The organism is Allobosea sp. GW821-FHT10B12, from assembly GCF_059415545.1.
Map to the genome: position 1 here is coordinate 854,757 of NZ_JBWKNL010000002.1, position 26,419 is coordinate 881,175.

At 68.1% G+C, this 26,419-nt stretch carries 21 protein-coding genes; all 21 read right to left on the reverse strand.

The genetic code is table 11. The features are described 5' to 3' along the window. Positions 1-5: 5 nt before the first annotated feature. Positions 6-2,873 (reverse strand): type VI secretion system ATPase TssH, encoded by a 2,868-nt coding sequence (gene tssH / locus AC07O0_RS09350; protein WP_494622201.1) that lies wholly within the window; start codon positions 2,871-2,873, stop codon positions 6-8. Positions 2,874-2,937: 64 nt separating this feature from the next. After that, the gene (locus tag AC07O0_RS09355; RefSeq protein ID WP_494622203.1) at positions 2,938-3,456 is read right to left on the reverse strand and encodes an Hcp family type VI secretion system effector; all 519 of its coding nucleotides are present in this window, start codon (positions 3,454-3,456) and stop codon (positions 2,938-2,940) included. Between the two features lie 309 nt (positions 3,457-3,765). After that, positions 3,766-4,125, reverse strand: coding sequence for a hypothetical protein (locus tag AC07O0_RS09360; protein ID WP_494622205.1), 360 nt, complete (start codon positions 4,123-4,125; stop codon positions 3,766-3,768). Positions 4,126-4,145: 20 nt separating this feature from the next. Next, on the reverse strand, positions 4,146-5,642 hold the full coding sequence (locus AC07O0_RS09365; protein WP_494622207.1) for a type VI secretion system Vgr family protein: 1,497 nt from the start codon (positions 5,640-5,642) through the stop codon (positions 4,146-4,148). Between the two features lie 35 nt (positions 5,643-5,677). Then, positions 5,678-6,721, reverse strand: a complete 1,044-nt coding sequence (locus tag AC07O0_RS09370) for a serine/threonine-protein kinase (RefSeq protein ID WP_494622209.1) — start codon at positions 6,719-6,721, stop codon at positions 5,678-5,680. Beyond that, positions 6,718-7,404, reverse strand: coding sequence for a PP2C family protein-serine/threonine phosphatase (locus AC07O0_RS09375; RefSeq protein WP_494622211.1), 687 nt, complete (start codon positions 7,402-7,404; stop codon positions 6,718-6,720). The genes AC07O0_RS09370 and AC07O0_RS09375 overlap by 4 nt, the downstream gene beginning before the upstream one ends. Then, a complete protein-coding gene (tagF, locus tag AC07O0_RS09380) occupies positions 7,401-8,093 on the reverse strand; it encodes a type VI secretion system-associated protein TagF (RefSeq protein WP_494622213.1) in 693 nt (230 codons plus the stop codon). Before tagF ends, AC07O0_RS09375 begins: the two co-directional genes overlap by 4 nt. Then, positions 8,090-11,683, reverse strand: coding sequence for a type VI secretion system membrane subunit TssM (tssM, locus tag AC07O0_RS09385; RefSeq protein ID WP_494622215.1), 3,594 nt, complete (start codon positions 11,681-11,683; stop codon positions 8,090-8,092). Before tssM ends, tagF begins: the two co-directional genes overlap by 4 nt. Continuing rightward, the gene (gene icmH, locus AC07O0_RS09390) at positions 11,680-12,405 is read right to left on the reverse strand and encodes a type IVB secretion system protein IcmH/DotU (RefSeq protein WP_494622217.1); all 726 of its coding nucleotides are present in this window, start codon (positions 12,403-12,405) and stop codon (positions 11,680-11,682) included. The genes tssM and icmH overlap by 4 nt, the downstream gene beginning before the upstream one ends. A 284-nt stretch (positions 12,406-12,689) precedes the next feature. Further along, a complete protein-coding gene (gene tssK / locus AC07O0_RS09395; RefSeq protein ID WP_494622219.1) occupies positions 12,690-14,024 on the reverse strand; it encodes a type VI secretion system baseplate subunit TssK in 1,335 nt (444 codons plus the stop codon). Positions 14,025-14,079: 55 nt separating this feature from the next. Then, positions 14,080-14,610 (reverse strand): type VI secretion system lipoprotein TssJ, encoded by a 531-nt coding sequence (tssJ, locus tag AC07O0_RS09400; protein WP_494622221.1) that lies wholly within the window; start codon positions 14,608-14,610, stop codon positions 14,080-14,082. Further along, positions 14,607-16,022: a type VI secretion system-associated FHA domain protein TagH gene (gene tagH, locus AC07O0_RS09405; RefSeq protein WP_494622223.1), complete on the reverse strand. Its 1,416-nt coding sequence runs from the start codon at positions 16,020-16,022 to the stop codon at positions 14,607-14,609. The genes tssJ and tagH overlap by 4 nt, the downstream gene beginning before the upstream one ends. Before the next feature lie 113 nt (positions 16,023-16,135). Continuing rightward, positions 16,136-17,116, reverse strand: a complete 981-nt coding sequence (gene tssG / locus AC07O0_RS09410) for a type VI secretion system baseplate subunit TssG (protein WP_494622225.1) — start codon at positions 17,114-17,116, stop codon at positions 16,136-16,138. After that, complete coding sequence (gene tssF, locus AC07O0_RS09415; protein WP_494622227.1) at positions 17,080-18,828, reverse strand: type VI secretion system baseplate subunit TssF; 1,749 nt, start codon at positions 18,826-18,828, stop codon at positions 17,080-17,082. Before tssF ends, tssG begins: the two co-directional genes overlap by 37 nt. A 2-nt stretch (positions 18,829-18,830) precedes the next feature. Next, positions 18,831-19,238, reverse strand: coding sequence for a type VI secretion system baseplate subunit TssE (tssE, locus tag AC07O0_RS09420; protein WP_494622229.1), 408 nt, complete (start codon positions 19,236-19,238; stop codon positions 18,831-18,833). A 61-nt stretch (positions 19,239-19,299) separates the two neighbouring features. Continuing rightward, the gene (gene tssC / locus AC07O0_RS09425; RefSeq protein ID WP_494622231.1) at positions 19,300-20,784 is read right to left on the reverse strand and encodes a type VI secretion system contractile sheath large subunit; all 1,485 of its coding nucleotides are present in this window, start codon (positions 20,782-20,784) and stop codon (positions 19,300-19,302) included. A gap of 28 nt (positions 20,785-20,812) precedes the next feature. Further along, the gene (gene tssB, locus AC07O0_RS09430) at positions 20,813-21,316 is read right to left on the reverse strand and encodes a type VI secretion system contractile sheath small subunit (RefSeq protein ID WP_494622233.1); all 504 of its coding nucleotides are present in this window, start codon (positions 21,314-21,316) and stop codon (positions 20,813-20,815) included. 46 nt (positions 21,317-21,362) lie between these two features. Beyond that, a complete protein-coding gene (gene tssA, locus AC07O0_RS09435; RefSeq protein WP_494622235.1) occupies positions 21,363-23,000 on the reverse strand; it encodes a type VI secretion system protein TssA in 1,638 nt (545 codons plus the stop codon). Positions 23,001-23,167: 167 nt separating this feature from the next. Further along, positions 23,168-24,829: a SpoIIE family protein phosphatase gene (locus AC07O0_RS09440; protein WP_494622237.1), complete on the reverse strand. Its 1,662-nt coding sequence runs from the start codon at positions 24,827-24,829 to the stop codon at positions 23,168-23,170. A 112-nt stretch (positions 24,830-24,941) separates the two neighbouring features. Further along, positions 24,942-25,265, reverse strand: coding sequence for a cupredoxin domain-containing protein (locus tag AC07O0_RS09445; RefSeq protein WP_494622239.1), 324 nt, complete (start codon positions 25,263-25,265; stop codon positions 24,942-24,944). Beyond that, entirely contained in the window at positions 25,262-26,410 is a 1,149-nt protein-coding gene (locus AC07O0_RS09450; RefSeq protein WP_494622241.1) for a cytochrome-c peroxidase, read from the reverse strand. The genes AC07O0_RS09445 and AC07O0_RS09450 overlap by 4 nt, the downstream gene beginning before the upstream one ends. Between the last annotated feature and the right edge of the window lie 9 nt (positions 26,411-26,419).

The window sequence follows — 26,419 nt, forward strand, 5'->3', positions numbered from 1 at the left end:
CACCGTCACTCGGCCGCCTGCGCCACCGGCTCTGACGAGCCCGGCACCGTGAAGCGGTAGGCGAAGTCACCCTCCGGCCCGATGTCGACCGAGAGGCTTTCGGGCGCATGCTCCTCGCCCATGCGGCCGATGATCTCGGTCGCGATCTCCGGCAGCAGCGTGCGGTTGACGATGTGGTCGATATTGCGCGCGCCGGTATCGACATCGGTGCAGCGGGCGGTGATCGCCTCGACGACGGCGTCCGAATAGTGGAACGCCATCTTCTGGCTCTCGCGCAAGCGCTTGCCAACCTTGTTGAGCTTCAGCCTGACGATCTCGCTCAGCACATCCGGCATCAGCGGATAGAACGGCACGATCTGCATGCGCGCCAGCAGCGCCGGCTTGAAGTGGCGCGACAGGCTCGGGCGGATCGCTTCGGTCAGCTCGGCGGTCGACGGCTTTTCCTCCTGCGTGCCCATCGCCGTGATGATGTCGGTGGCGAGGTTCGAGGTGAGGATGATCACCGTGTTCTTGAAGTCGATGATCCGGCCTTCGCCATCGGCGAGCGTGCCCTTGTCGAAGACCTGGTAGAACAGGTTCAGCACCTCCGGATCGGCCTTCTCACACTCGTCGAGCAACACGACCGAATAGGGGCGCTGGCGCACGGCCTCGGTGAGCAGCCCGCCCTCGCCATAGCCGACATAGCCGGCCGGGGCGCCGACGAGCTTGGAGACGGTGTGCTTCTCCTGAAACTCCGACATGTTGATGGTAACGAGGAAGCGCTCGCCGCCGAAGAGCAGATCGGCGAGCTGTGTCGCCAGCTCGGTCTTGCCGACGCCGGAGGTGCCGACGAAGAGGAAGACGCCCATGGGCTGGCCGGGATTGTTGACCCCGGCCTTGGCGGCGCGCATGCCCTCGTCCAGCGCCGCGACGGCGTGGTCCTGGCCCTTGATGCGCTGGCGGAGGTTCGCGGCCATGCCGAGGATGGCGGCGGCCTCGTCCTTGACCATGCTGCCGACCGGGATGCCGGTCCAGTCGGAGATCACCTGGCCGACGGCGTCGGCGGTGACCTCGTAATGGATCATCGCGGTCTTGCCGCGGGTCCTGTCCAGCTCGGCGACGGCCTGCTGCAGCTCCTGCTCGGCCGCCTGGCGCGACGTGCCGGCCTCATCGGCCTCGTCCTCGTCGCGGTCGTCATCATCATCGTCGTCGCCATCGTCATTGTCGGCGGCCTTGGCTTCGAGCGCCGCAATGCCGTCCGGTCCAAGTCCGAGCTCGCGGCGCAGCGCGACGATGCGGTCGACCAGCGCCTTCTCGCGCTCCCATTGCGCGATCGCCTCGATCTTTGCGGCCTCGATCCCGGCGATCTCCTCCTCGATCTCGGCGATGCGCGGATTGTCCTTGCCGAGGGTGGTCCGGTCGCGCTCCAGCGCGGCGAGTTCGCGGCGCAGCGTCGCGATGCGGCGCTCCTGGTCGTCGATGCCGGCCGGCTTGCTGGAGAGCGAGAGCTTCACCCGGGCGCAGGCGGTGTCGAGCACGTCGACCGCCTTGTCGGGCAGTTGCCGGCCGGAAATGTAGCGGGCCGAGAGATTGGCGGCGGCGGCAACGGCATCGTCGCGGACATAGACGCCGTGGCTTTTCTCGTAAGCCGCGCGCAGGCCGCGCACGATGGTGATCGCCTCCGACGGCGAGGGCTCGTCGAGCTTGACCAGCTGGAAGCGCCGCGCCAGCGCCGGATCCTTCTCGAAATACTTCTTGTACTCCGACCAGGTCGTGGCCGCGACAGTGCGCAGCTCGCCGCGGGCGAGCGCCGGCTTCAGCAGATTGGCGGCGTCGCCGCCGCCAGCCGAGGCGCCGGCGCCGACCAGCATATGCGCCTCGTCGATAAAGAGCACGATCGGCTTGGGCGAGGCCTTGACCTCGTCGATGATGCCCTTGAGCCGGTTCTCGAACTCGCCTTTGACGCCGGCGCCGGCCTGCAGCATGCCGAGGTCGAGGCTGAGCAATTCGACATTCTTGAGAAAGTCCGGGACATCACCCTCGGCCATCTTGAGCGCGAGGCCCTCGACCACCGCTGTCTTGCCGACGCCGGGATCACCGACGCAGATCGGGTTGTTCTTGCGGCGCCGGCCGAGGATGTCGATCATCTGCCGGATCTCGCGGTCGCGGCCGAAAACGGGATCGATCTTGCCCTTGCGGGCCTGCTCGGTGAAGTTGATGGTGAAGCGGGCGAGCGCGCCGTCGGGCGGCAGGGCGCCATTGCCGGCCTGGCCCGGGGCCGCACCCGGCGTCGCGGCGGGAACCGTCGGCTCCTCGGCCGAGGGCGCGACGATGTCGCGGAACTTCGCCTTGAGCTCGGCGAGCGGGATCGCCCGCACCGCCTCGAACCAGTCGGCCATCGCATAGCGACTGGGGTTGGCGAGGAGGGCCGCGACGATCGACCCGGAGCGGATCTGCTGCTGGCCGAGCTCGATCGAGCTGATCAGCCAGGCATCGGTCAGGAGTTCGATCAGCCCCGGCGAGAAGACGGGCCGGCCGGTATTGCCGGTCTTGAGGGTTTCGGTGGCGCGCTGCAGGCCGCGTTTCAGGCCGGAGGCGTCGAGCCCGAACTGCTTCAGGATGATGCCGAGGTCGCGCTGCTCGTCCTCCGACATCACCAGCAGCAGATGCTCGACCGCCACTTCATAGTGGCCGCGGCCGACGCTGTGGCCGGCGGCCGTCTCCAGCGCGCGCTTGACGTAAGGGTTCAGCCGCCCGAGCAGCTGCTTGAGATCGACCTGGACCATGGTGGAACGCCCCCTGCCTGGCGCCTGGCGCCGGATGTCGCGCCGGGCTTTGGGCCCGGTCTGCGCGATGGCGTAACTCAGCGCGTCGAGGTGACTGGCCGATGACATCTACGTCACCGTAGCGTTGCAAAAGCCGCCGCGCAGAGGCTGCGCGGCGGCCGAATTCGCCTGATCAGGCGGACTGCCAGGAATCCTCACCCTCGGTCGAGGCCTTGGTGTGCTTCCAGGTCACCTTCTCATAGGTGAAGGACCAGTCTTCCATCGGGCGCAGATGGTCGTTCGCCTGGGCGACAGTCAGCGGCAGATAGGACTTGCCTTCGCAAAGCTTGGCGTTTTCCCATTTGAACTCGAAGAACTCCTCGGGCTCGCCGAGGCCGGCGGTGTCCGGACGGTAGAACTTGCAGACGATCTCGGTCAGCGTCTCGCCCTTGGCCAGCGCCTGCCAGAGCAGCGGCGAGGAGCGGTCCATCAGCTTGGTGAAGGTGACCGGCTGGTGGACGCGGGCGCCGGAGGTGAAGCCCGACTTCGGATCGCGCGGGTTGATCACCCCGCTGGTGAAGGCGAGCACGGTGATCTCGTTGCCGTGCTTGTCGTATTTGGCGCCGGCGCCGGCGCTCTTGATGGTGCTGGCCTCGCTGGAGATGTCCCCCTGCTTCTGGCCCTTGATGGTCATGTAGGCGTCGAGTGCCATTGTTCTCTTCCCTGGAAATTCGTTGCTCCGGCTTGAGCCGGCGCCTCAGCTCGGCAAGGGCCGTACCAGGCGACAAAAATCGCCTATCCACTTGAGAAGATTTGTATAAACTCGTTTGCGTCACTGACGTGACTGCGCAGTTTCCTGCGCGCATTCGGCTAACTGCGCAGGTGCGCGCTCACCGCGATCGGCCCGCCACTGCCGATGGGAAGCCCGCGATGCTCGCCACAGCGCAGCAACGCGGCGCGATGCAGCGCTGTGGCGACCAGATTTGGACAAAAGGGTAGTGAATTCAGCCGGGCTGCGGCTCTAGGCGCTCGTGCGCCCCACGGCTTCCAGCCGGCTGTCGCAGGCGAGGACGGCGCGCGTCACCAGATCGACGACGAGATCGGCACTAACGCGATAGCCCATGTCGCCGGCGACAAGCTCGCCGCTGACATGGATGCCGGCGCAGGCGCGGCGCTCGCGCTCTGTTTGTGCAGCCGGGCTCGCCGACAGCCTGATCCGCACCGGCCGGCCATCCGGCAGCATAGCCTCGCGCCAGCTCTCGCCCGGCACGGTGACGAGATGGAAGCCGAACGCCTCGCCGGGGAAAACCTGGGTGCGCACCGCCTCGTGAACGAGCGCGGCGAGCGGATCGAGTTCGCGGGTCGGTGCTTGCCAGATCATCGCAGGAAACGGCCCGACGCTCAGCTCGCCGAGCCGTCGTTCATCTCGAACAGCGTGCCTGACGGCGAGCGGAAGCGGTTAAGCGTGCGATTGCGCTTGGAGACGACATTCGGGGTCAGCGGGTTCGGGACGGCGCCGACGATGATAGGCCGGTCGATGTCGCCGTTGACGCAGCTGAGGATGACCTCGGTGCCCTTCAGCAGCGGGAAATGCATGCCGGTGTCGGACGGGCCGGCATAGGGCTCGGCCTTGCGCAGGAACTCGCTCGCCTTGCCCTCGGCGCTGTCCCCTTCGTCATAGCGCAGGCGCACCTTGTAGCGCCCCTGGGTATCGACCTCGGCGCGCGTGCCGTCGGCCTCGCCGTCGACGAAGGCGTTGAACAGCCCGGCCGCCATTGGCCGCGGCGTGCGCCGCTCGGGCCGGAACGGCACGGAGAGCGGGATCGCCTCGAAGCGGTTGGCATAGGGCGCGCCGGCAACGGCTTCGCCGGTGCCATAGCCGACCGGAGCCGGCGTCGAGACCTCGTGCTCGACCGAGATGACGAGATAGCGGTCGTCGAGCGAAGGATGCCCGCTCAGGCTGAAGAACATGCCCGGCCGCAGCTGCGGCGCATTGCTGACGCCACGGAAGACCTTGGCCCGGCAGGCGATCTCCTCGGCCCGGACCTTGGCGAGCTGGTCGCCCTCGTCAGGTTCGAGGAAGTGCTGGCCGTATTCGATGATGGTGCCGGTCTTGCCGCCTTCGACCTCGGCGCGGGCGCGCAGCAGCAGTGCCGGCTTCTCCGGATTGTACTCGCGCAGCACCACCGATTTCGTCACCGGCCGGGCGACGAAGCCGAACGAGGTCACCGCCGCCTGGGAGGTGGTGATCGCGTCATGGCCATGGCGGTAAGGCAGCGATTTTGCCTCGATGAAGGCGACATTGCTGTCGCCGAACACCGCGGTCTCGCCATCATCGCCCTGCTTGAAGAAATAGAAGATGCCGTTGCCCTCGCACCAGCGCGACAGGAAGGAAAGATCGGTTTCGTTGTACTGCACGATGAACTCGCGCTCGCGGTAGCTCGCGGCGAGGTTGAGCTCGTGCTCGATGGTGATGTGGCCGTGATTGGCCGCCAGCGAGCCCTCGAGCTCCTTCTGGATGATGTCCTTGACCGAGACCTTGCTGGTCGAGCCATAGACCTGGTTCTGGCGGCTGAGCTCGAGCATCCTGAGGCGCGGCGCGATCACCAGGGCGTAGAGATGGCCCTGGTCGCCGAGCGGATCGTCGGCGGCGAACTCGACGACGACGCCGTGCACCGCGAGCTCGCCGGCTTCGGTGTTCAGCGTCAGCTTGGCCCGCTCGCCGACGACGTCCTCAGGACTGATCGCCTTGTCCGAGCGGAACGCCACCCGGTAGGCGTAAGGCTCCGAGATCGCCTCGCGGCCGGTGACCCGCTCGACATGCAGGCCGTCCTTGATGCCCCCGCTGGCGAGGCTGAGCGCGATCGTGGTGTCGTGACTGGCGGGTCGGTCGAGCATGGCACGTCGCGTCCGGTAAGGGGAACGAGGTGACGCTAGGGCGGGGCGTTGACAGGTTTACGACGGTTGAGGCGTTCGAGCAGGCTTTGAGCCTGACCGAGCAAGGCGCGGCGGTGGTCCGAAAGCCGCGGCCGCAGGATGCGCCCGGCGAAATCGATGGCGCTGCCCGGGCGCGTCCCTGCCTCCCAATCGAAGCCGCGCCGCAGCGCGACCCAGCGGCCGCCGCGAAAGCCGGGCGGCGAGGCCGGGATGAGCCCTTCCGCCATCGCCGCCGCGGCCGAACGACCGTCGAAAGGATGCTTTCCGGCGACCATCACATAGGTCAGCACGGCGAAGGAGAAGATGTCGTCGCGCGGGTCGGGCGCTTGCCCGGCGAGCGCTGCGGGCGAGGCATAGGCCGGCGTGACCGCACGCAGCCGCTTGAGGAAGAAGCCGGTCTCGTCTTCGGACGGGCGGTGATCGGGCGGCAGCAAGGGCTGCGCCGTGCCGAAATCGATCAGCTTCACATGGCCGTCCTGGGTGATGAAGACATTGCCCGGCTTCAAATCGCCATGGACCATGTCGGCGGCGTGCACGGCGGCGAGCCCGGCGCCGAGCTCGGTGACGATGCGCAGAGCCAGCCGGCGCTCGAGCGCCCTGCCCTCGCGCTCCTGCAGCACCTGCGCCAGCGTCTTGCCACGCAGCAATTCCATGACGAGGAAGTGCAGCGGCCCCTCGCGGTCAAAATCATGCACCTTGACGACATTGGGATGGCGCATCGCCAGCAGCCGCCGGCCCTCGCGATGCAGCAGGGTCGCGGCATCGTCATGATAGCCGTCGCCGATATCGGTGACCTTGAGCGCGACCTCGGGATCGAGCGCCCGCGCCCGCCGGCGGACATGGTCGACTGCCCGGTAGACGGTGCTCATGCCGCCGCGCCCGACCACCTCGATCAGCTCAAAGCGGCCGCGCAGCAGCGTGCCGAGCGGAGCCGGCAGCGCCCGTTCGGCTGATTGTGGCGGCGAGGCCGCAGGCAAGGTCGCGGCTTGCGCCTCGCGCGCTTCGGCCGCGCGCCGACGCCGTCTGCGCCGGACCTTCACAGCCGCCTCGCGATCACGGCGGTGATGTCGTCGCGGCCGCCATTGGCGACGGCACGGGCGACGAGCCGCTCGGCGAGGCCCGCCAGCGGCTGCGCCAGCAAGTCGCCGATCTCGGCATCGGCGAGCGCCTTGTTGAGGCCGTCGCTGCACAGGAGCAGCGTGTCGCCGGGCAGCGTCGGCGTCACGCAGCGCGCGATCGGCAGATAGGCGGCCGAGCCGACCGCTCGGGTCAGGACATGGCCAGCACCGGGCCCATGCCCGAGCACATGATCCTCGGTCAGCTGGGCGAGAGCGTCGTCGCGCCGGCGATAGACGCGGCTGTCGCCGGCCCAGAGGCAGACGAGCATGCCCTCGCCGACGAGCGCCACCACCACGGTCGAGCCGACGATGTCGCCCTCGGCCGAACGCGCCGCATGCTCGCGCAGCGCATCGTTGATCGCCGTTATCCCCTCCTCGGCCAGTGCGACGCGCATGGTCAGCGCCGCCTGCGGCTCCGAGACGGCAGCGAGCATCCGGGTGATCGATTGGCTGGCGAGCTCGCCATCGGCATGGCCGCCCATACCGTCGGCGACAGCGAACAGCCCCGCTTCCGGCAAGGCTGCATAGCTGTCCTGGTTGACGTCATGGCGCGGGCCCTGCCGCGTCGCGACCGAAACCTCCCAGACTTCTCCCACGAGGCTCATGCGCCTTGCCGCGTGCTCGCGGCGCGCCAGCCATGACGCGACCAGTCGCCGGAGAAGAAGCCGGCGCAGGCGGTGGGGTCAGGAAGCCCTTCGCAGCGCAGTGCCGTCGCCGGCCGTGCATTCCAGCGGCCGTGCCACCAATGGCTGGCCCCGTCCTGCGCCGGGCTGTCGGCGGCACCGAGCGACAGGCGCTCCGCTTCGCTGTCGACCACGAGCCGGCCGCTGCCCGGCCCGATCCAGAGGCTGGCCGCAGCGCGCTGGGTGTCGAGCCGGCGGCGCAGGTTGACGAGCGCGTCGGGCAGCGAACGCTCGGTCGCGATCAGGTCGAGCACCACGACCTCGAACAGATCGAGCAGGCCCTCGCTCGCAGCGAAACCGGCGCCATCTTCCACCGGAAGCTCGAGCGCCAGCGTCAGCGGGTAGTGGCGCCGGACGCGGTCGACCGAGCTGGCGAAAACGCCGATCCAGCCGCCGGCGCCGATCAGGCCAGGCGCGAGCCTAAAGCGCCAGGGCGGGCTGAGCAGATAGGCATCGTCCCAGCGCGCACTAAGCGCCTGGCGGCTTGCGGTCAGCATTGCCAGCAGCCAGGCTTCCCATGGCGAGACGAAGCGGCCGGGCAGCCCGTGCTGCACGAAATCGCCGGCCCAGGGCACCTTGCCGAACAGGCCGAAGGCCGGCGCTTCGCTCACAGCGAATCCGGGCAGCGGAAGGCGCGCAGGGCGCCGAGATTGAACGGGTTGTTCACGCTCGCCGCCCGCAGCTGGTAGACGACGCGGGCGTTCTCATCGCCGGTCACGGTGATGCTGAACTGGTCGGCCCCGCCGCGCGCTGCGAGCGAGGCGGCATCGACCATGCGCAGCAGCGCCCAGGCGCCGGTGCGCTCGACGCGGGTGTCCTTGCCGTTGAGGTCGGTCAGCGTGACCGCGACCGTGCTGGCATCGGTCTTGGTCGGCCATTCCAGATCGTAGGCGCGCTGCGCCTCATGGCGGTAGACGATGTCCTTGCCGTCGAGCGCCAGCGTCGCACGCAGCAGTTTTGGATCGAGGAAGCTCGGCCGCAGGCTGAACTTCAGCGAGGGCGCGGAGCCCGATCCGGCGAAGAAGGCGTTGCGGATCGCCCGCGCCCGGTAGAACTGCGCCAGCGCCTCGCGCTTCAGCGGCAGCGCCGCGCCGTCGACAGTGATCGGCGCGTAGCCGTTGCGCTGCTCCGTGACGAAGGGCGCGAGATGCTTCTGGAAGAACTCGTCGAGCAGGCCGCCGGGCCGGAACATGTCGCTGAAATCGCGCAGCGAGACCTCGTCTTTGGCGCTGGCGAAGAGCGGATAGCGCTGGTCGAGCGCCGCCTGGCATTGTGGCAGCACGTCCCGGCGCCAGGCCTGGTTGACGTAATCGAGGGAGTCGCCAACCACCGAGGAGGCGCTGAGGCTCGCCACCGCCCGCATGATGCCGCGCACCGGCTCCGGCCGCAGCGCCGAATCCGCCCGCAGCTGGCCGAGCGCGTCCGCGCCGGAATTGCCGCGCCGGGCGACAGCCTGATAGGCCGCCTGGCGCGGATCGGGCGCGTTCGAGACGTTGCTGAGCGCGCCATAGGCGCCGCTGAACAATTCGCGGATACGCCCCATCGGCGGCTGCGCGCCGCCCGGCGCTGCAACCAGCTCGACCAGCGGACGGAACGGCGCCGCGATCGTCGCGCCGGGCCAGGGCCCCTCCCCGAGCGCGGCGGTGGCGGCGGCGTTCGCCGCACTGCTCGCCGCCGCGGCGATGAGTCCACCGGCCGCCGTGCCGGCCGGTCCGGGCATAGCAGCGGTCGTCCCAGCCGGGGCTCCTGGCTGGGAATCGCCGGGCAAGGGCAATTCGGTGTTGGTGCGGACGATGCCGATCAACCGTTCGAGCGGCGAGTTGGCGGCGGCCAACGCCTGCACGGCCGAGAGCGCCTGCTGGGTTTCGGCGAAGGGCACGAGCCGTGCCGCCGTGATCGCGCCCTGCCAGGAACGGATGTAGTCCGCGACATAGCGGTCCATCACCTCGCGGGTGCCGGTCTGGACCACGCCCGAGCCGGCCGCTTCGCCGCCGGTGACCCAATCGATCCCGAGTTCCTCGCGGATCAGGATCGGCAATCGCGGCAGCACGAAATCGTAGAAGCCTTCGCGGGTAAAAGCGGCGGGGATGACCGAGACCGCGTTGTTGCCAGTGCGGCCGAGACCGAAATCGAGCACGCCGGCACCGATCGCAGTGGAGAGATCGATCGAGCGCAGGCGCGAGTTCTGCGAGGCCTCGCGCAGCAACCGGGCATAGACCTGCTCGCTGCGCGGCGTCCGCATCAGCCGCGCCCGGGTCGCGTCGATGATGCGCCGGTCGGTCGGCAGCGGCTGCGGCAGCAGGGCGACGAGTTCGTCAAAATGCCGTCCGAGCTCGGCCGCCCGGATCTGGTCGACCGGGAAGGCGAGCTGCGCCTCCTCACGTGCGGCGCGCTGGATGACGCTGCGGTCGAAACGCTCAGTGTCGCTCAGCATCAGATAGCTGCGCAACAGATTGCGCACAGCTTCATTCTCAGCGCCGATCTGCGAGAGGCCGGTCAGTCGCTCCGATAGCCGCGTCGCGAAGGCCGGGTAGAGCCGGCCGACGATGAGGCGCTCGCGCAGTTCCGCCGCCGCCGGCGCGAGCGAGGGCGTGGCACTCAACCCGAAACCGTCGAGCCAGCCGAAGATGCCGCCCTGCCCGCTCGCTTCGCGCACCTCGTCGGCCGCCTGCAGCACCGGCAGCAGCGTCGCCGGCGTTGCCCGCGCCGGCACGGCCGCCAGCCGCGTCTCGACTGGCACGAGCGCCTGGTTGGTGGCGGCTATCCTCGCCTGGCTGCGGCTCGCAGCGCCCCACCAGAGCACGCCGAGGCCGATCACCAGCGCCGCCGCCACGGCGTAGCCGATGTTCTGGGCCCGCACGAGGCTGCGCTCGAGCTTGCGGTCGACCCCGACCAGCCCCTGCTCCTCGAACACCACATCGGTCAGCAACCGGTTGACGAAGAAGGCCTTGCCCTGCCCCGAGAACGGCGCGCGCTGGGCGCTGGTCAGGCCGAAGCTGCGCCCGAACGCCGCGAGCACGCGGTCGATCGGCGTGCCTTCCTGCGTGCCGCTGGTGAAGTAGACGCCGCGCAAGCGCGACTGCGTCTCGAACTTGCTCTGCTTGAAGATCTCGTGGACGAAGCTCGCAAGGTCCTTCCGGAGCCCGGCGAACTCCTTCGGGAAGAGATAGATGCGCCCGCGCCGGTTGAGGCCGCGTTCGGCATGGGCGCGCTCGCGCATGACCTGGTCGAGCCGCTCGGCGAGCTCGCGCAGGTTCTGGTCGAGCAGCTCGGTCAGACGCGTCGCCAGATTGGCGTCGGGCGGAAAGGTCATGCCCCAGACCTGCGCGCGCCCGGTCTCGTTCAGCCCGTCGAAGAACTCGGAGAACCCCGGGATCAGGTCGCATTTGGTGATCAAGAGATAGGTCGGCAGCTCGACGCCGAAGGTCTTGGTCAGTTCCTGCAGGCGGGCGCGCAATGCCGCGACATGGCGCTTACGCTCGACCTCGTTCTGCAGGAGGATGTCGGACAGGCTGATCGCCAGGATGACGCCGTTGAGCGGCCGGCGTCCGCGATGGGTCTTGAGCAAATCGAGGAAGCCGCGCCAGGCCGCCCCGTCGACAGCGGCATTCGACTCATGGGTGGTGTAGCGGCCGGCGGTGTCGATCAGCACGCCTTGATCGGTGAACCACCAGTCGCAATGGCGGGTACCGCCCAGCCCGGCGACGGGATCGGCCCCGAGCGTGCGCGCCAGTGGGAAGTCGAGCCCGGAATTCTTCAGGATCGTCGTCTTGCCGGAGCCGGGCGGGCCGATGATGACGTACCAGGGCAGTTCAAACAGATAGGCATCGCCCTTGCGCCCGGCGAAGATCGTCTCCTTGAGGGTCGTCAGCGCCCCCTCGAAGCGCTCGCGGATGATCTCGATCTCGTCGGTCCCGCCGGAATCGGCCATGGCCGCGAGCCCGCCGGTGTCGAGCAGCGACTTGATCATCCGGGCGTTGGCGCGCCGCGCCAGATAGAGGCGCAGCAGCGAGACGCCGATCAGCCCGGCGAGCAACAGGATGATCGCGCTCGTGCGCGCCTCCACCGAGACCAGCGGCGCCCAGCCGAAGAGCGAGAGATAGGGTCCGCCGGCCCAGATCACCACACAGAGCGCGACCACGCCGAAGACGGTGACGAGCCCGCGCAACGACAGGAAGCCGAGCAGATAGGAGCGGATCATGGCCGCACCACCCCGGAGGCGATCGTGTTCTGGAGTGCCTGCATGCGCTCGACGACCGGCGCGACCTCGACCGCAAGGCGGTAGCGATGGAAGCTGTACATCGTCACCAGCAGGAAGCCGGCGGCAGCGAAGACGATCCAGAGCGGAAAGAAGCTCCGCAGCGCCTTCTCGGCGCCGACGCCCTGCCAGTGCGCGGAGAGTTCCGAGGGTGGTGGCGGCAGATTGCGACCGACGAGCTGGCCGACCTCGTCGCGCAGATCGGCGAGCCGCTCGCGGCCATTGTCGAGCACGCGATGCATGCCCTCGAAGCCGAGCAGCAGGACGAAATCGATCAGCTTGAGCAAGGCGATGTTCTTGCGCGGATCGGTCTTCACCCGGTCGAGGATGGCGAAGACCTTCTCGCCGCCCCAGGTCTCATTGTGGAAGCGGTTGAGCAGTGAGCTGGTGCTCCAGTCGCTGGCGGCGCCCCAGGGCGTCGTCATCACCGTCTCGTCGATCAGCGAGCACAGCACATAGCGCGCGGCCTGGACATCACCGGCGGCCGCGCCGTTCCTGACCGCCGCCTCCTCGAATTTGTGGATCTGCTCGATCACCTCGCTGCGCAATTGCGCGACATCGGCGAAGTCGACGGCGTCACGCAGTTGCGCCACCAGCGCCAGCAACGGGTTGGCGGCGGCGACCAGCGCATCGGAGCCGTCGGCGATGCCGGTACTGGCCTGCAATGCTGCTGGAGGAGCCTCGCGCGTCGCAGCTGATGCGCTGCGCCGTGCGTGTGGCTTTGGTGGTTCAGACCGCGGGATGAGCGACGGAGCGGGTGAGGATGATGTGAACCCGCTCGCTCGCGCTGCGGGTGGCGGAGCGAAGGTCGGGGGCGCAACAGGCTGCCGCGGCGGCGCGAACGGCGTCGTCGGCGGGTCGTGGAGCGCCGGTCCGGCCGGCCGCGGCTGCGCCAGGCCGACCGGCCTGTGCCCGACGACGGTCGGCGGATCGAAGCTGTGATCGCTGCTCACGCGCGCTTCCCGCGAATGGCCCAGAATTCGAGACGCAGATCGGGATGGTCGCCGCTGACATGCAGGGCGAAGGCGGCCGAGCGCGTCAGATTGCGCCAGAGCTCGACGCTCTGGTCGAGCTCGAAATAGACGCCGCCCTGCAGGAAGGGCAGTTCGCGCGGCGCCACCGGCAGCGCCGTCAGCGGGATGCCGGGCAGCTGCAGGTTGACGAGATCGCGGATCTGCTCGACCGAGCCGATCTTCATCGAGATCGGCAATTGGCTGCGCAGCGTCTCGGTCGGCACGCTCGCCAGCGCGATCAGGACGAAGCGGGCATCCTGGAACAGGGTGCGATCACTGATCGTCGAGAGGCGGATACCGTAGCCGCGATCCTGCAAGGGCAACGCGATCGCATTGCGTTCGATCACCACCGCCAGGAGCTGACGGAGCTGGTCGAGCACCAGCCCGAACGAGGCATCGAGATCGAGATGATCGTAGGCCGGGAAATCGGCGCTGCGCCGGCGCGAGACCGAGAAAGTCGAGAGCTGGCCGGCGAGCGCCAGAGCCGCGCGATAGACCTGCTCGGGATGCAAGCCGGGCGTCGCCGCGAAATGGTCGAAGACGGCCTCCTGGCCATTGACGATCGACAGCACAACGAGATCGACGAGCCCACCGCTCTCCGCCGCGGCCGGACCGGCGGCGGATTGCCCGGCGAGCGCCTCCGCCCGGCTGCGCAGCAGCGAGCGGATTTCGCTGACGATGCGGACGAGGCGCTGCGAGGCCTGGAAGTCGAGGCAGGGCGGAACGTAGTTCTCGTCGAGCAGCACGGCTCCGGTCGCATCGACCTCGCGGATCCGCGCGATCGGCAGTGTGACGAGATCGTCCTCGGCTTCCCCTTCAAGCAGAAGCCGCGCCGAGAGCCGCCCGACCCTGAGGCTGACCGAGGCGCGGTCCGGGGCGGTCACGTCGCGCACCGCCTGCTCGGCCGCCTCATAGCGCCGGCTTCGGCCGCCGTCGCCGATCTCGGCGCCGTCTAGCGGGCGTAGCGCCACGGCGAGCTTCACCAGCGCATTCTTGGTGTTGGGGGGAACCGCCCGTGCCTCGATCGCGATGCCGCCGGCCGTGTCGATCACTGTCCCGTCGGGCATCACGGCAGCGACGGACTGGACGACGATGCGGCCGAGCGGCAGCAATTCAGCCCCGAGCGTCAGCTTGCGCAGGCCCCATGCGAAGGCAGCGAGCGCAATGGCGCGCCCTTCGACCACGTGCTCGATCCAGCGATCATATTGCTGGAAGTGCTGCGGGCGGATCAGCATGCCCTCGGACCAGAGCGGTTTGCTCACCAGCGTCATCGAGGGCGGCTCCGGAAGAGTTCTGCGGACGGGGCGAAGGCCGGCATGGGCGACCTCAGATCAGGCCGAAATTGCGGGAGGCGCGCTGCAGCTCAATTCTCACGGCCAGGGCACGCACGGTGATCAGGAAGGCGTTGTCGCGGTCCGGCACGATGTCGACCAGCGAGCGCCATTGCGCGACCTCGATCTGGCGAAAGCCGGCGATCACGCCGATATGCTTGGCTTCGGCCGGCGACTCGCGCTTGAAGGAGCTCTTCTCTCCCGGCTTGACCTCGAGTTCGCGCTTGGAGACGAGATCGGCGCCCAGCTTGGCCGAGTCGCTGTCGAGCAGTTCGAAGAAGCTCGCCTGCTCGAAGGCGTTCTTGGTCTTGAGCTCATAGACGCGCAGCACGATCGGCGACGGATCGCCATTCGCGTTGACGTTGATCTCCTGATCGGCCTCGATCCCGAATTCGAGCGAGGTCGTCTTGGCTGCCGGCGGCCCGGAGGAACAAGCAGCGATGAGCGGCGCGCTGGCGCCGACCGCAAGGCCCGCAAGCAGCGACCGGCGGGTCGGCAGCAACAGCGATGGTGTGACCGGTCTCACGCCTTCGCCCCCGGCCTGCGGGCGGAAGCGCGCCCCAATTCGTCGGAGACGAGCGTGCGGATCGTGCGGTCGAGATCGCCGGCGAGTTCGCCATGCAATTCGGCATAGCGCTCCCAAAGGCGGCTCCGGTCCGGCTTGCGGCCGAGCAAACCGGGTTCGGCTTCGGATTCGAGCTTTGCCGGCGCCAACCGGTCGAGCAGCTCGCGGATGCTGGTCTGCATCGCCGAGGCGAGCGCGACCTCATGCGCATGCATGTCGGCGAAACACTGCTTCACCGCCATGTCGAGCGGCAGGAAGCCGGGCGCGCCTTCGACCACGACCCGGCGCAGCGCTTCGTCGCCATGGGAAAAGAACTTGAACGGATTGTTCTCCTGCGGCGCGAGCCGCGTTTGATCCAAGCGGAACTCGTCCTTCATCGACTTGCGGGCCGAGAGCATCGAGACGAGCCCGCCCGCCGCCTGGCGCAGCGCGCCGCCAAGCTCTTCCAGCAGACGCGCGCGCGCCTCCGGCGGGATGCGCGCCGGGTCGATCCCGATCCCGGACCAGAAGGCCGCGGCATCGCCGGAGTTCGAAGCCGCCGATGCTCCTGGCAGAGCGACATCGGCCATCGGTCGAGATGGGGCGGAGGGCCGTGTGCCCGGCTCCTGTGGCGTCAGATCGATCGAGGCGGCCCGCGCCATGGCGCGCTGGCGCAGCAAAGCGAGCGGATCGACCGCCGCGGCGGGCGCCGGCTGTGGTGCGACTGGCGCGACGGGAGGCATTGCCATGACTGGGGCTGACGACGGCACGGCTCGCGCGGGCATCGCGACGGGCGGCGTTGGCGCGCCCTGCGGCCTTGCCGGGGCAAGGTCGCTGAAGTCGAAATCGTCCGGAATCAGGCCCGGTAGTTGCGTTGGCTGGCGCTCAGCCGCCGCCGGTATCGAAGCGGGCCTGGCGGGCGCAGGCGCCGCCAGCTCCAGGCCCATCGGGATGGCTGGCGCCGCGACGGGAATAGGCTGCATTGGCAGCGGCGGAACAGGTGCGGAAGGCAGCGGAGCCACGGGCGCCGTTGATACTGCCGCGACCGGCATCGGTGCAGGTACCGGCTCCTCACGCAGGATCGCGACGGAGATGATGTAATCGGCGAGGTAGATCGTATCGCCATTGCTCAGAGGCGCGCTCTGCTCGCGCCCGAGCGGCGCATCGACCGCGTTGAGATACACGCCGTTCGTGCTGGTGTCGGTGATCAGGAAGCCGCGGCCGTTATGCGAGATGCGCGCATGCCGGGCCGAGAGCGTGTTGCGCTCGTCGGGCAGCATCCAGTCGCAGCTGGCGCTGCGCCCGAGCGTGCCGCCGGCTTCGCCGAAGATATGCGTAGACCGATCGCCGAGCGTGCTGCGTTGCAGCCCGAGCACGGTCAGCAGCAGTCTCATCTTACCCCCGGCCCCACATCAACGCATGCCCCGCCGACCGGTCGGGCCGGCTCTTGGCGCTGCTGGCGCAAGGTTGGGCGAGGCGAACAACAATCATGTGACGCAAGTGGATCTCAGATGACGAATTCGACTGGGGCGGCCGGATCGGCATCGAGCCAGCCCGACCAGCCGAGCCTCGACACGCCGAGCTGGAAGGGGCGCGCCTCGCCCGGCGCCAGCACGAAGGCAATGTCCCAGTCCAGCGGCTCGCGGATCGAGAGGCGGATCAATTCGGTCAGCGTGGCGTGATCCGGCCCGCCCGGCAGCAATCGGTCGCACTGCGCCGCGCTTAGTGGCCCGAGCCGCAGGCGGAACTTGCCCGTGACATCGCGCATGCTCTCGCCCGCGACCGTATCGATGCCGAATTCCAGTCCCGGAGCGCCGAGGCGCCATTGCGCCTCCTCCGGGATGCGGATCTCGCGCGGCACGAACTCCTCGATCGCGCAAGGCACGCCGAAATAATGGCTGACCACGCCAGCGACGACCGAGGCGGAGCGGCTGTGTAGCGCCAGCACGCCGGCATAGGGCAGGAGCAGCGTCCGCGCCGGCCGTTCGCCCTCCTGCGCGACGCCGAACATGCCGAAGAGCGCAGCAACCGCACCGGAGATCGGATCGGTCGCGCCCGGCTCATAGCGATGCTGGTGGCGGTAATGCTTCCAGATCCGGAAGAGCAGCCCGAGCAGGCGATGGTTGAAGAAGTCGGAGAAATCGCGCAGCGCCCCGCCATCCTCGGCGAAGACGATCCGCTCGGTGAAGGCCGGCGGCAGCGGCGAGGACGGACCGTGCAGACCGAAAAGATTGGCGGTGACGACGATGGGCTCGCCGACGCGCTCGGGCAATTCGATCGCCGCGACCTCCTCGGCCGGAAAGCCGAGCGTCGGATTGGCACGGAAGCGCACGGCTTCGCGTCGCGGCGAACCGGACGAACCGATGCCGCCCGGCTGCGGGAAAGCTTCTTCCAGCTGAAGGCAGAGGGCGTTGAACTGGACCGTCGCGGCGTCGAGCGCCGCGACGGCGCTCAGGTCGCGCTCGTCGTGCCGGCTCGCGGCGTCCATTTGTACTCCACCTTACTCTCAGCGCCCTGGATGGCGAAGCGGTGCAGGCTGTTGAGGCTGGCATAGACCGCGAAGAAGCGCTCCAGCACCGCCCCGAACAGATAGAGCTCGGCCTCGCCGCCGATCTTGCTCTCGGCCACAGCCAGCCTGATGCTGCGGATGCGGACAGGCTGTCCGCGCAGCACGCCGTCCTCGATGCCGCTCTCGAAGGTCTCCAGCCCTTCCAGCAGCAGTTCCAGTCGGCGACGCGCCTGCGCATCGTGCACGGCGCGGAAGTCGTAGCTCGCGATCAACGTCCGCAGCGCCCCGACATCGACGAGCGAGCCGTAATTGCGCGAGAGGTTCGAGATCAGCCGCCAGAGCAGGTTCTCGCCGATCGGCGGCGGCGTATGCGGCGTAACCCCCATCACATTGGCGAAGCTGACAGTCGCCGGCGTCTCCGAGGTCGGCTGGTCGATCGCGCCGACGGGGAGCCGCTCGGCCAGAGCGCCGTTCGAGCAGGTCAAGCCGATCGAAATCACCTCGGCCGGCGGGGCCGCGGCCCGCTCCAGCCGCGAGACGAAGGACAAGTAATGGTCGACGCCGCGGCCGACCACGGCCGGACGCAGGCGTTCGCGATAGAATAGCTTGCTCTCGGCCTCGCCGGGCAGATCGTGGCGGAAAGCTTCGAAGGGCTCGTAGACGATGCGCTCGGCCCGGCCCTGCAGATAGCCGGTGACCTTGTCGATCGCGTAGATCGCCGCCCCTGCCCGGCCGCCGGCGACGATGCGGTATTCGCTGCGCGAGCGGTCGATGCGCAGGGGATGCGCCTCGTGGGCGAAGAGATTGACCACCGGCGTGCAGTTCAGCCGGACATGGCCCTCCGCCACCCGGACCTGATCCGGAAAGGGCCGCGAGAACTCGAAGGCGAAGGTCGCGGCCTTGCCCGACAAGCCGGCCAGCGCTTCCAGCCCGGTGACGTCGACGAACAGGAACTTGGCCGGAAAGGCGAGATATTCCTGCAAATGCCGGAAGCCGATGAAGGCGTTCGAGGGATAGGGCAGCACGCCCTCCCCGTCCTCGAAGCCGACCGGCCGGATCGCGCTCGCGGGCAAGTTTACGCTCTCGCCGGCATCGCTGGTCACGGTGATCGAGCGGAGATGGCGCGACAGCCAGAGCAGGAGCGTGCGCCCGACCTGCGGCTCGCGCTCGGTGTTGAAGAACAGCCGCAGGCGCCCGCCTTGCAGGCCCTGCAGCGTGCCACGCCCGGCAGCTTGCAAGGTGAGTGCGAGGCGCGCCGTGGTCGGCCGGTTCTCGCTCTCGGTGCGCGTGATCGAGAACGGCAGCACCTCGACCGGATAGCAGGTGCGGAAGCGGCAGGAGACGCCGTCGACCGGACGCGAGGCCAGAGCGATACCCGCCGGAACACGCGTCACGCCGGGCCCGCCGCCGGCTGCCGCCTCGAAGGCGACGACGCTCATCGGCGGGATCGGGCGCAGATAATGCGGCCAGACCAGCCGGATCAGCCCGTCGACGAGCTCCGGCATCTCGTCTTCGAGCTTCTGGCGCAGGCGCGCGACGGTGAAGGCGAAGCCTTCCAGCAGCCGCTCGACATCCGGGTCGCTCGCCTCGCGCGACAGGAAGCCGGCGAGCTTGGGATTGGCCCGGGCGAACTCCTGGCCGAGCTCGCGCAGATAGGAGAGTTCGTCTTCGTAATGGGCGTTCAGCGACATCGTCAGCTCCGCAGCCGCATCTGGCGGTCGTTGCCGAGCACTGTGTCGAAGCGCATCGCCTCACCGTTCTCGCCATCGATCAGGACGGCGCTGACCGAGAAGGCGAACTCGCCTGGCGCCTCCGTCGGCATCGGCTTGACCAGCACCTCGCGCAGCCGCGGCTCGAAGGTTTCGAGCTGCGCCTTCACGGTCCGCGCGATCGCCGGAATGGTCTCGGACGCCTCGCGCGAGATGTCGTTGAGATCGGGCATGCCGAAATCCGGCCGAGTCTCGCAGCAGCCCTGGCGCGCGTTAAGAATGCGCCTGACATTAGCCAGCACGCTGTCGGACAGGCTCAGAGCCGGCGTTGCATCCGGCGAACCGGCGCCGGGGTCGCGCGCGGTTTCCAATCGTTCGAACAGGCTCGCCACGGGCGTCTCATGGATCGCAGCCGCCCCGTCTCCGATCGGAGGCGGGGCGGAGCAGGATGCGTCACTGCTTGTCGAGCTTGCCCTTCAGCGAGAGCGTGAAATCGGCGCCCATGTACTTGAAGTGCGGCACGACCGACATGGCGACGCGGTACCAGCCCGGCTCGCCCTCGACGTCCTCGACCCGGATCTCGGCCTTGCGCAGCGGCCGGCGCGCCCGGACCTCCGGCGAGGGATTGTCCTGGTCGGCGACATACTGGCTGATCCACTTGCCGAGCTCTTCCTGGAGCTCCTCGCGGCTCTTCCAGGAGCCGATGTTCTCGCGCTGCAGCACCTTGATGTAGTGCGCCAGGCGATTGATCATGAACATGTAGGGCAGTTGCGTGCCGAGCTTGTAGTTCAGCTCCGCCTGCTTGGCCTCCGGCGTGTTGCCGAAGAATTTCGGCTTCTGCACCGAGTTCGCCGAGAAGAAGGCGGCGTTGTCGCTGCCCTTGCGCATCGTCAGCGCGATGAAGCCCTGCTCGGCGAGCTCGTATTCGCGCCGGTCGGTGACCAGCACCTCGGTCGGGACCTTGGACTGGAGCTGGCCCATCGACTCGAAATTATGGACCGGCAGGTTCTCGACCGCGCCGCCCGATTGCGGACCGATGATGTTCGGGCACCAACGATACTGCGCGAAGGACTCGGTCAGGCGCGTCGCGAAGGTGTAGGCGGCATTGCCCCAGAGATAGTTGTCAGTCTCGCCAGCGCTCTTCTCCTCATAGTTGAAGGCCTTCACCGGGACCGTGTCCGAGCCGTAGGGGATGCGCAGCAGGAAGCGCGGCACCGTCAGGCCGAGATAGCGGGCGTCCTCGCTCTCGCGGAAGGCGTTCCACTTGGCATAGCGCGGCCCCTCGAAGATCGATTCCAGATCCTTGAGGTTGGCGATGTCCTCATACTTTTCGACGCCGAACATCTGCGGCCCGGCCGAGGCGATCATCGGCGCATGCGAGATGGCGCCGACGCTCGACATGAACTGCATCAGCTTGACGTCCTGCGGGCCGGCGGAGAACTCGTAATTGGAGATCACCGCACCATAGGGCTTGCCGCCGAACTGGCCGAACTCGGCCGAGTAGATGTGCTTGTAGAGGCCGGACTTCACGACTTCCGGGCTGTCCTCGAAATCGGCGAGGAGCTCGTCCTTCGAGCAGTTGAGCAGCTCGATGCGGATGTTCTGGCGGAAATCGGTGCGGTCGACGACGAATTTCAGCCCGCGCCAGGCCGATTCCAGCTTCTGGAACGACTCGTCGTGCAGGATCTCGTCGAGCTGGGCCGAGAGCTTGCCGTCGATCGCCGCGATCATCTGGTCGATGACGGCATTGTTGACCTTCTCGTCCTTGCGCGCCGGCAGCATCAGTTCAGAGATGAAGGCGGCGACGCCGCGGCGGGCGACGTCGTAGCCCTCGTCGTTCGGCTGGATCTTGGTCTCGCCGAGGATCTGGTCGAGCAGCGACAATTCGGTCGTGACGACCGAAGAATCCTGGGCGACCTCGAGTTGCTGATTGCTCATGGTTGCGGGTCCTGTCGTGCTGATTTGATCAGGGGGTCTTGCCGTCGACGGAGCCGGTCAGCTCGCGCAGCAGCTTCTCGCGGGCCGCATCGTCCTCGAGCACGCCCTGGATCGCCTTGCGGAAGGCCGGGACGTTGCCGAGCGGGCCCTTCATCGCGACCAGCGCCTCGCGCAGCTCCATCAGCTTGCGCAATTCCGGCACCTGGCGAGCCACCGCATCCGGCTCGAAATCCTTCAGCTTGTTGAAGGAGAGCGAGGCGCGGACATCAGGTGCATCGTCGGCTTCGTCGAGCTTGTTGGCGACGGCGACATCGAGCTTGAGCTCATGGCCCTTCAGCACGTCGTCGAAATTGTCCTTGTTGATGTCGGCCAGCCCACGCTCCTCGACCGGGCGGTCGTCGGCGCGGCCGGTGAAGTCGCCGACCATCAGCAGCTTCAGCGGCAGCTCGACCTCTTCCTTCACATTGCCGGTTGCGGGCTTGAACTTGATGTTGACGCGCTCCTTCGGAGCGACCGAGACTTCCTTCGACATGACGTGCTCCCCAGCGTGGTGAAACTTGGTCTTCAGATGGAGCCGGTCACCGGAACAGGCGCGCGGCGGTTGCAAGGTCGAGCCGGACGAGGCGCTGGCGCGTCTCGTCGAGGCCGATGCGGCGCCGGTCCTCGGCGACGAGGCGAGCGGCATCGGCGTGGGTCAGTGCCCGAAAGCGCAGCTCCGCCACCTGAGCGGCGAGCTGCGGCTCCCAGTTCTCGAGATCGTGCGTCTTGAGCAGGTTCTCGAGATGGTCGAGCAGCGGCAGCGCCGCTGCGATCAGGCCGACATCGAGGCAGAAACGCGCCTGGGCGATTTGGCGCAGGACGCGATTGCGCCCGCCGATCTCGCCGCGGGTCAGCGAAGCCAGGAGGTCGACCGCTTCCGGCGCCTTGCCGGCTGCGATCAGCATTCGCGCCTCGCCGAGCGCCCGGTCGAGCCCGTCGGCGTCGCCTGAAGCAGCGCCACCTCCGCCGCCATTCTCCTCGATCCAGCCGCGGGTCGCCGGGTCGACGAAGGGCTTGCCGTCGCCAAAGCTGAAATTCATCAGATCGGGGAAGCGGCGGAACAGCATGTTCATCGCCCCCCCGACCGCAGCGGCCGCGTCGGCGTGATCGGGGCCCATGCCCTTCAGGATTTCGGCGGTGAGGCGGTGCCCCTCGAACCAGAACGGGGCACTCCAGACCAGCTCGTTCAGCGCCTTCAGCGCCTCCTGGTTCTGGCCGGCCTGGCGCTGCGCCTGAACGGCAGCCGCCTCCTCCACCGGTGGCATGGCGCCGGTGCGGCCGCCCTCGTTCGGCGGCAATTGCCGGATCCGCCACCAGGAAGCGACGCGCGACAACAGGTAAGCGCGAGCATCGGCCGTGCTGCGGCCGATCAGGCCAGCGGAGAGGCTGCGCAGCGCCTCGGGCAGGGTATCGATCGTCGAGAGGTCGAGCGCTGCCGACACAGCCGGTGCCGGCGCTGCGGCCTGAGTCTGGGCGGGCGGTGCAGGCGTGGCGGCCGAAGCCGGCGCGGGCGCCTCGGCAGCGCGCGCGGTGGCCTGCGCCTCCTGCTCGGCCCGGGCAGCGGCTTCCGCCTCCGCTTGCTGTCGCTTCTGCTCCGCGTCCGCCAAAGCACGGCGCGCGGCGTCGCGATGCGGTCGCAGCGCACGCACGAGATCGCCGAGCGCGACCTGCTCCTTGCGCAATTTCTCGCCGGCGAGCGTATCGATCTCGGTCAGCGTGTCATAGGCGTAGAGCACCGCCGGCCAGTCACCCTCTCCGGCTTCGCCTTCGCAGAGCGGGGCGGTGCGGCCGACCAGCCATTCCAGCGCACCGACCCGAGCACGCTCGCGGGCGGCCGGCGGCTGCATGCCGTCCCAATGCTCGGCGATCATCCCGCGCAGGATGCCGAGCCCGACGGCGAGGCCGTGATAGCGCTCCTCGCGGCAGAGCGCATGCGCCAGCCAGGCGCCGACGAGGAGATCCTTGCCGCGCGTCTCCAGCACGGCGGTCGAGAGCCGCGCGACCTCGCGCCAGTTCACCGCGAGCGGGCCGTCGGTCTCGAGCTTGCGGACCTCGTTCTCCAGCTCCTCGAATTCGGACGAGCTGCGCGGCTCCGAGCCGGCAGGCGCCGCCTCGGACACGGGCGATGCGCCGCTCGCGATCCGCGGATCAAAAAATGTGGAACTGGACTCTGACATCGACGCTCGCAGCGGCGACCATTGTGTATCTGGCCCCGCTGACGTTGATGACGCCCGTTATTGAAGCTTCGATGACTTTGATATGACCGTGCGACTATGGCACCCGAAACCGATCAACAGGCTGCTATGACTTACTTAAACGCAGCGAAGACAAAGCCAGCTCAATATTAGACGGCTTTCATTGCCCATGCGGTGCCGGCATCTTCGACCCGCTTGATCGTTTCGAGCTCGACCGACTCGGGTGGGCCTTTGTAGCGGACGACCAGATAGGTGATGTCGTCATGCTGCGGGGCATCGCCGACGAAACGGCTGACGGCGTCGGTGACGTTGGAGACCACGATATCGAGCGAGTGGCGATGACTCTCGCTCAGCGAGGCGACCAGGCGGTCGACCGTGAACTCGCGGCCCTCGGTGTCCATCGCCTCGGAGATGCCGTCGGTATAGAGGAAGAGCGTGTCGCCCTTGTCCAGCCTGAGGCTGCCCTGCTCATAGGAGAAGCCGGGCATGATGCCCATGGCGATGCCGCCGGTGATCGGCAATTCGGCGACCTCACCGCTCTCGCGCACCACGATCGGCGGATTGTGTCCGCCATTGGCGTAGCTCAGCTCGCCGGTGCGCAGGTTGAGAATGCCGTAGAAGACAGTGACGAACATATCGAGCGGATTCTGCTCGCACAGAATCGAGTTGGTCTCGGCCAGGCAATCGCCGGCCGAGCGGCCCTCACGCGCGCTGGATTGGAGCACCGTGCGCGAGATCGCCATGAAGAAGGCGGCCGGGACGCCCTTGCCCGAGACATCGGCGATCACGAGGCCGATCTCGTCCTCGCCGATCACGAAGAAGTCGTAGAAGTCGCCGCCCAATTCGCGCGCCGGCCGCATGATCGCCCGGCCGGAATAGCTCGGATGCTTCGGCATGCGCTGCGGCAGCATCGCGCCCTGCAGCGAGCGGGCGATGTCGAGCTCGGTCTCCATCCGCTTGTGCTGCTTCTCGAGCAGTTCGTTCTTGGTTTCGAGGTCGCGCGTGCGCTCGTGGACGAGCCCTTCGAGCTCCTCCTCGCGCCGCTGCACGTCGACCGCCATCTTCTGGAAGACGCGCGCGAGCGAGCCGAGCTCGTTGCGCTGGCCAGCGACGGCCTCGATCGAGCGCGGCTCGAACTTGCGGCGCTCGACATCACGCGCCGCGAAGGTCAGCGCTGCGATCGGCGTCGCGATCTGGCGTGCGACCAGGAAGGCAATGACGATCAGGAACGGTACCGCCGCCGCCACCGCGATGGCGACGAGCGTGGTCGTGCGCTGCGTCTCTTCGAGGGCGTTCAGCTCCTGATCGGCGAGCCGGTCGAGAAAGGCGGTCAGCGTCGAGAGCGCGTCGCGCATCGCCGCTTCATTGCGGCCGTCCTCCTCGTAGAGCCGCGCCGCCTTCTCCGCGTCGCCGGCCTTCCAGGACTCGAAGATCTCGGTCGCGACCCGGCGCGACTGGTCGAGCGCGGCGATGAAGGAGGTGACCGCTTCGCGGACGCCCTCATTGGTGATCGACCGGAACACGTCGATGCTGGTGTCGGCGAGCTTCTGGTCGATGACGTTGAAGGCCGCATCGGCCCTGGAGACGTCGTCCTTGCTGGTGTTCGCGTTGATGCCGCGCACGAAGGTCCGGCTCTGCTCGAACAATACGACCAGGGTCGAGACGTTCTTGTTGACGAGCAGAGCGTTGTTGAAGATCGAATGGCTGGCGCTCGACATGGTCGCGACGCCATAGACCGCTGCGGCAGCGACGATCGCCGCGATCAGGATGCCGAGTGCGGCGAGCCCGTAAAGCTTGCGTTTGACGGTCATTTTCAACGCTCGGGCCTCGTGCCGCTCGCCGGGACGCAGCGAGACGGCATATCGGAGCATGGGCATGTGACAGTTGCGCGCCAGCCGCGGGCGGACGCGCCGGCGGCCTTCGTCACTCGACCTCGATCGTCATCCGCATCGCAGGATGGATGGCGCAGCGGACCTCGACCTTGCCGGCTTTCGGGAAGGCGACCCTGGTGCTCGCGCCCGGGCGCTGCGCCTTGAGATCGAAGCTGTTTGCCGGGCTCTCGGAGAAGACATTATGCGTGCCGGTGTCGTCGTTGACGAAGACGACCTCGTCGCCGGCCTTGATCGTCAGCGCGCGCGGATTGAACTGCTGACCCTTCTGGGTGACCCGCAGCTCGGCCGCCTGAACCGACGAAACCACAGCGCCGGCGCAAGCCAGCGCGGCAAGAACTATGAGGAAGCGCTTCATTGGATACTGGCCTCCGGATCGGCATTGGTCTGGGCGGATGTCGCGGAGCCCGAGAGCGAGCGCATGAAGGCGACGAGGTCGCTCTTCTCCTGCGCACTCAGCCCGAGCGGGAACATGTCGGGCGACAGGCTGGGCCGACGCACGCCGCCGCGATCGTAGTGCTCGATCACCGCTTCGAGGGTGCCGATCGAGCCGTCGTGCATATAGGGCGCGCGCTCGGCGACGCCACGCAGGGTCGGCGTCTTGAAGGCGAAGGCGAGGCTTTCGATCTGCGGCTTGATCCGGCCGCGGCCACGATCGCCGGTGTCCTTCAGGCCGATGTCGCGGAAGCCTTCGTCGGTGAAGCGCCAGCCGGAATGGCAGGCGACGCAATTGGCCTTGCCGTTGAAGAGCTTGAAGCCGCGCAATTCCGCCGGGGTCAGCGCCCGCTCGTCGCCTTTGACCCAGCGGTCGAAGCGGGTTGCCGGCGAGCGCAGGGTGTTCATATAGCCCGCCAGCGCATCAGAGACCGTCTCGGGTGTCGGGCCGACATCGGGATAGACGCGCTGGAAATCAGCCGAGAACTCCGGCGAGAAGGCGAGGCGCTGCACCATCGCATCGAGCGACAGGCCCATGATGTCGGGCGAGGCGATCGGCCCGCTGACCATGCCGGCGAGTGAATCCTGGCGGCCGTCCCAGAGGAAGGCACTGGCCCAGGCCATGTCGTAGAGCGTCTGCGAGCGCCGCGTCATCGGCCGGCCATTATCGGCGATCGGCTTCGCCTTGCGATCGGCCCAGGCGGCGTTCGGCAGATGGCAGCTGACGCAGGCGATGCGGCGATTGCCCGACAATTCGGTGCTGTTGAAGAGTTTTTGGCCGAGCGCGACCACCGGCGCCGAGGCGCGCGCGCCATCGGGCAATTCGGCCGGCCGGCGATACCTCGCGCGCAGGCCGGGATTGTCGAGCGGACGCGCGGCCGCCCTGGCCTTCTGCTCGGCCTGCTCCGCCGTAAGAGACGCGCTGTCGCCATCGAGGCTCGCCGGACTCTCGATCAGCGGCTCGATGGTCGAGCAGCCGGCGAGCAAGATCGTCGCGACACCGGCCAGCAGCCGCCAGCCGCGCAGGCCCGGAGACGCTCGCCCGATCGCGGCGGCCGGTCGCACCATCGATGTCTC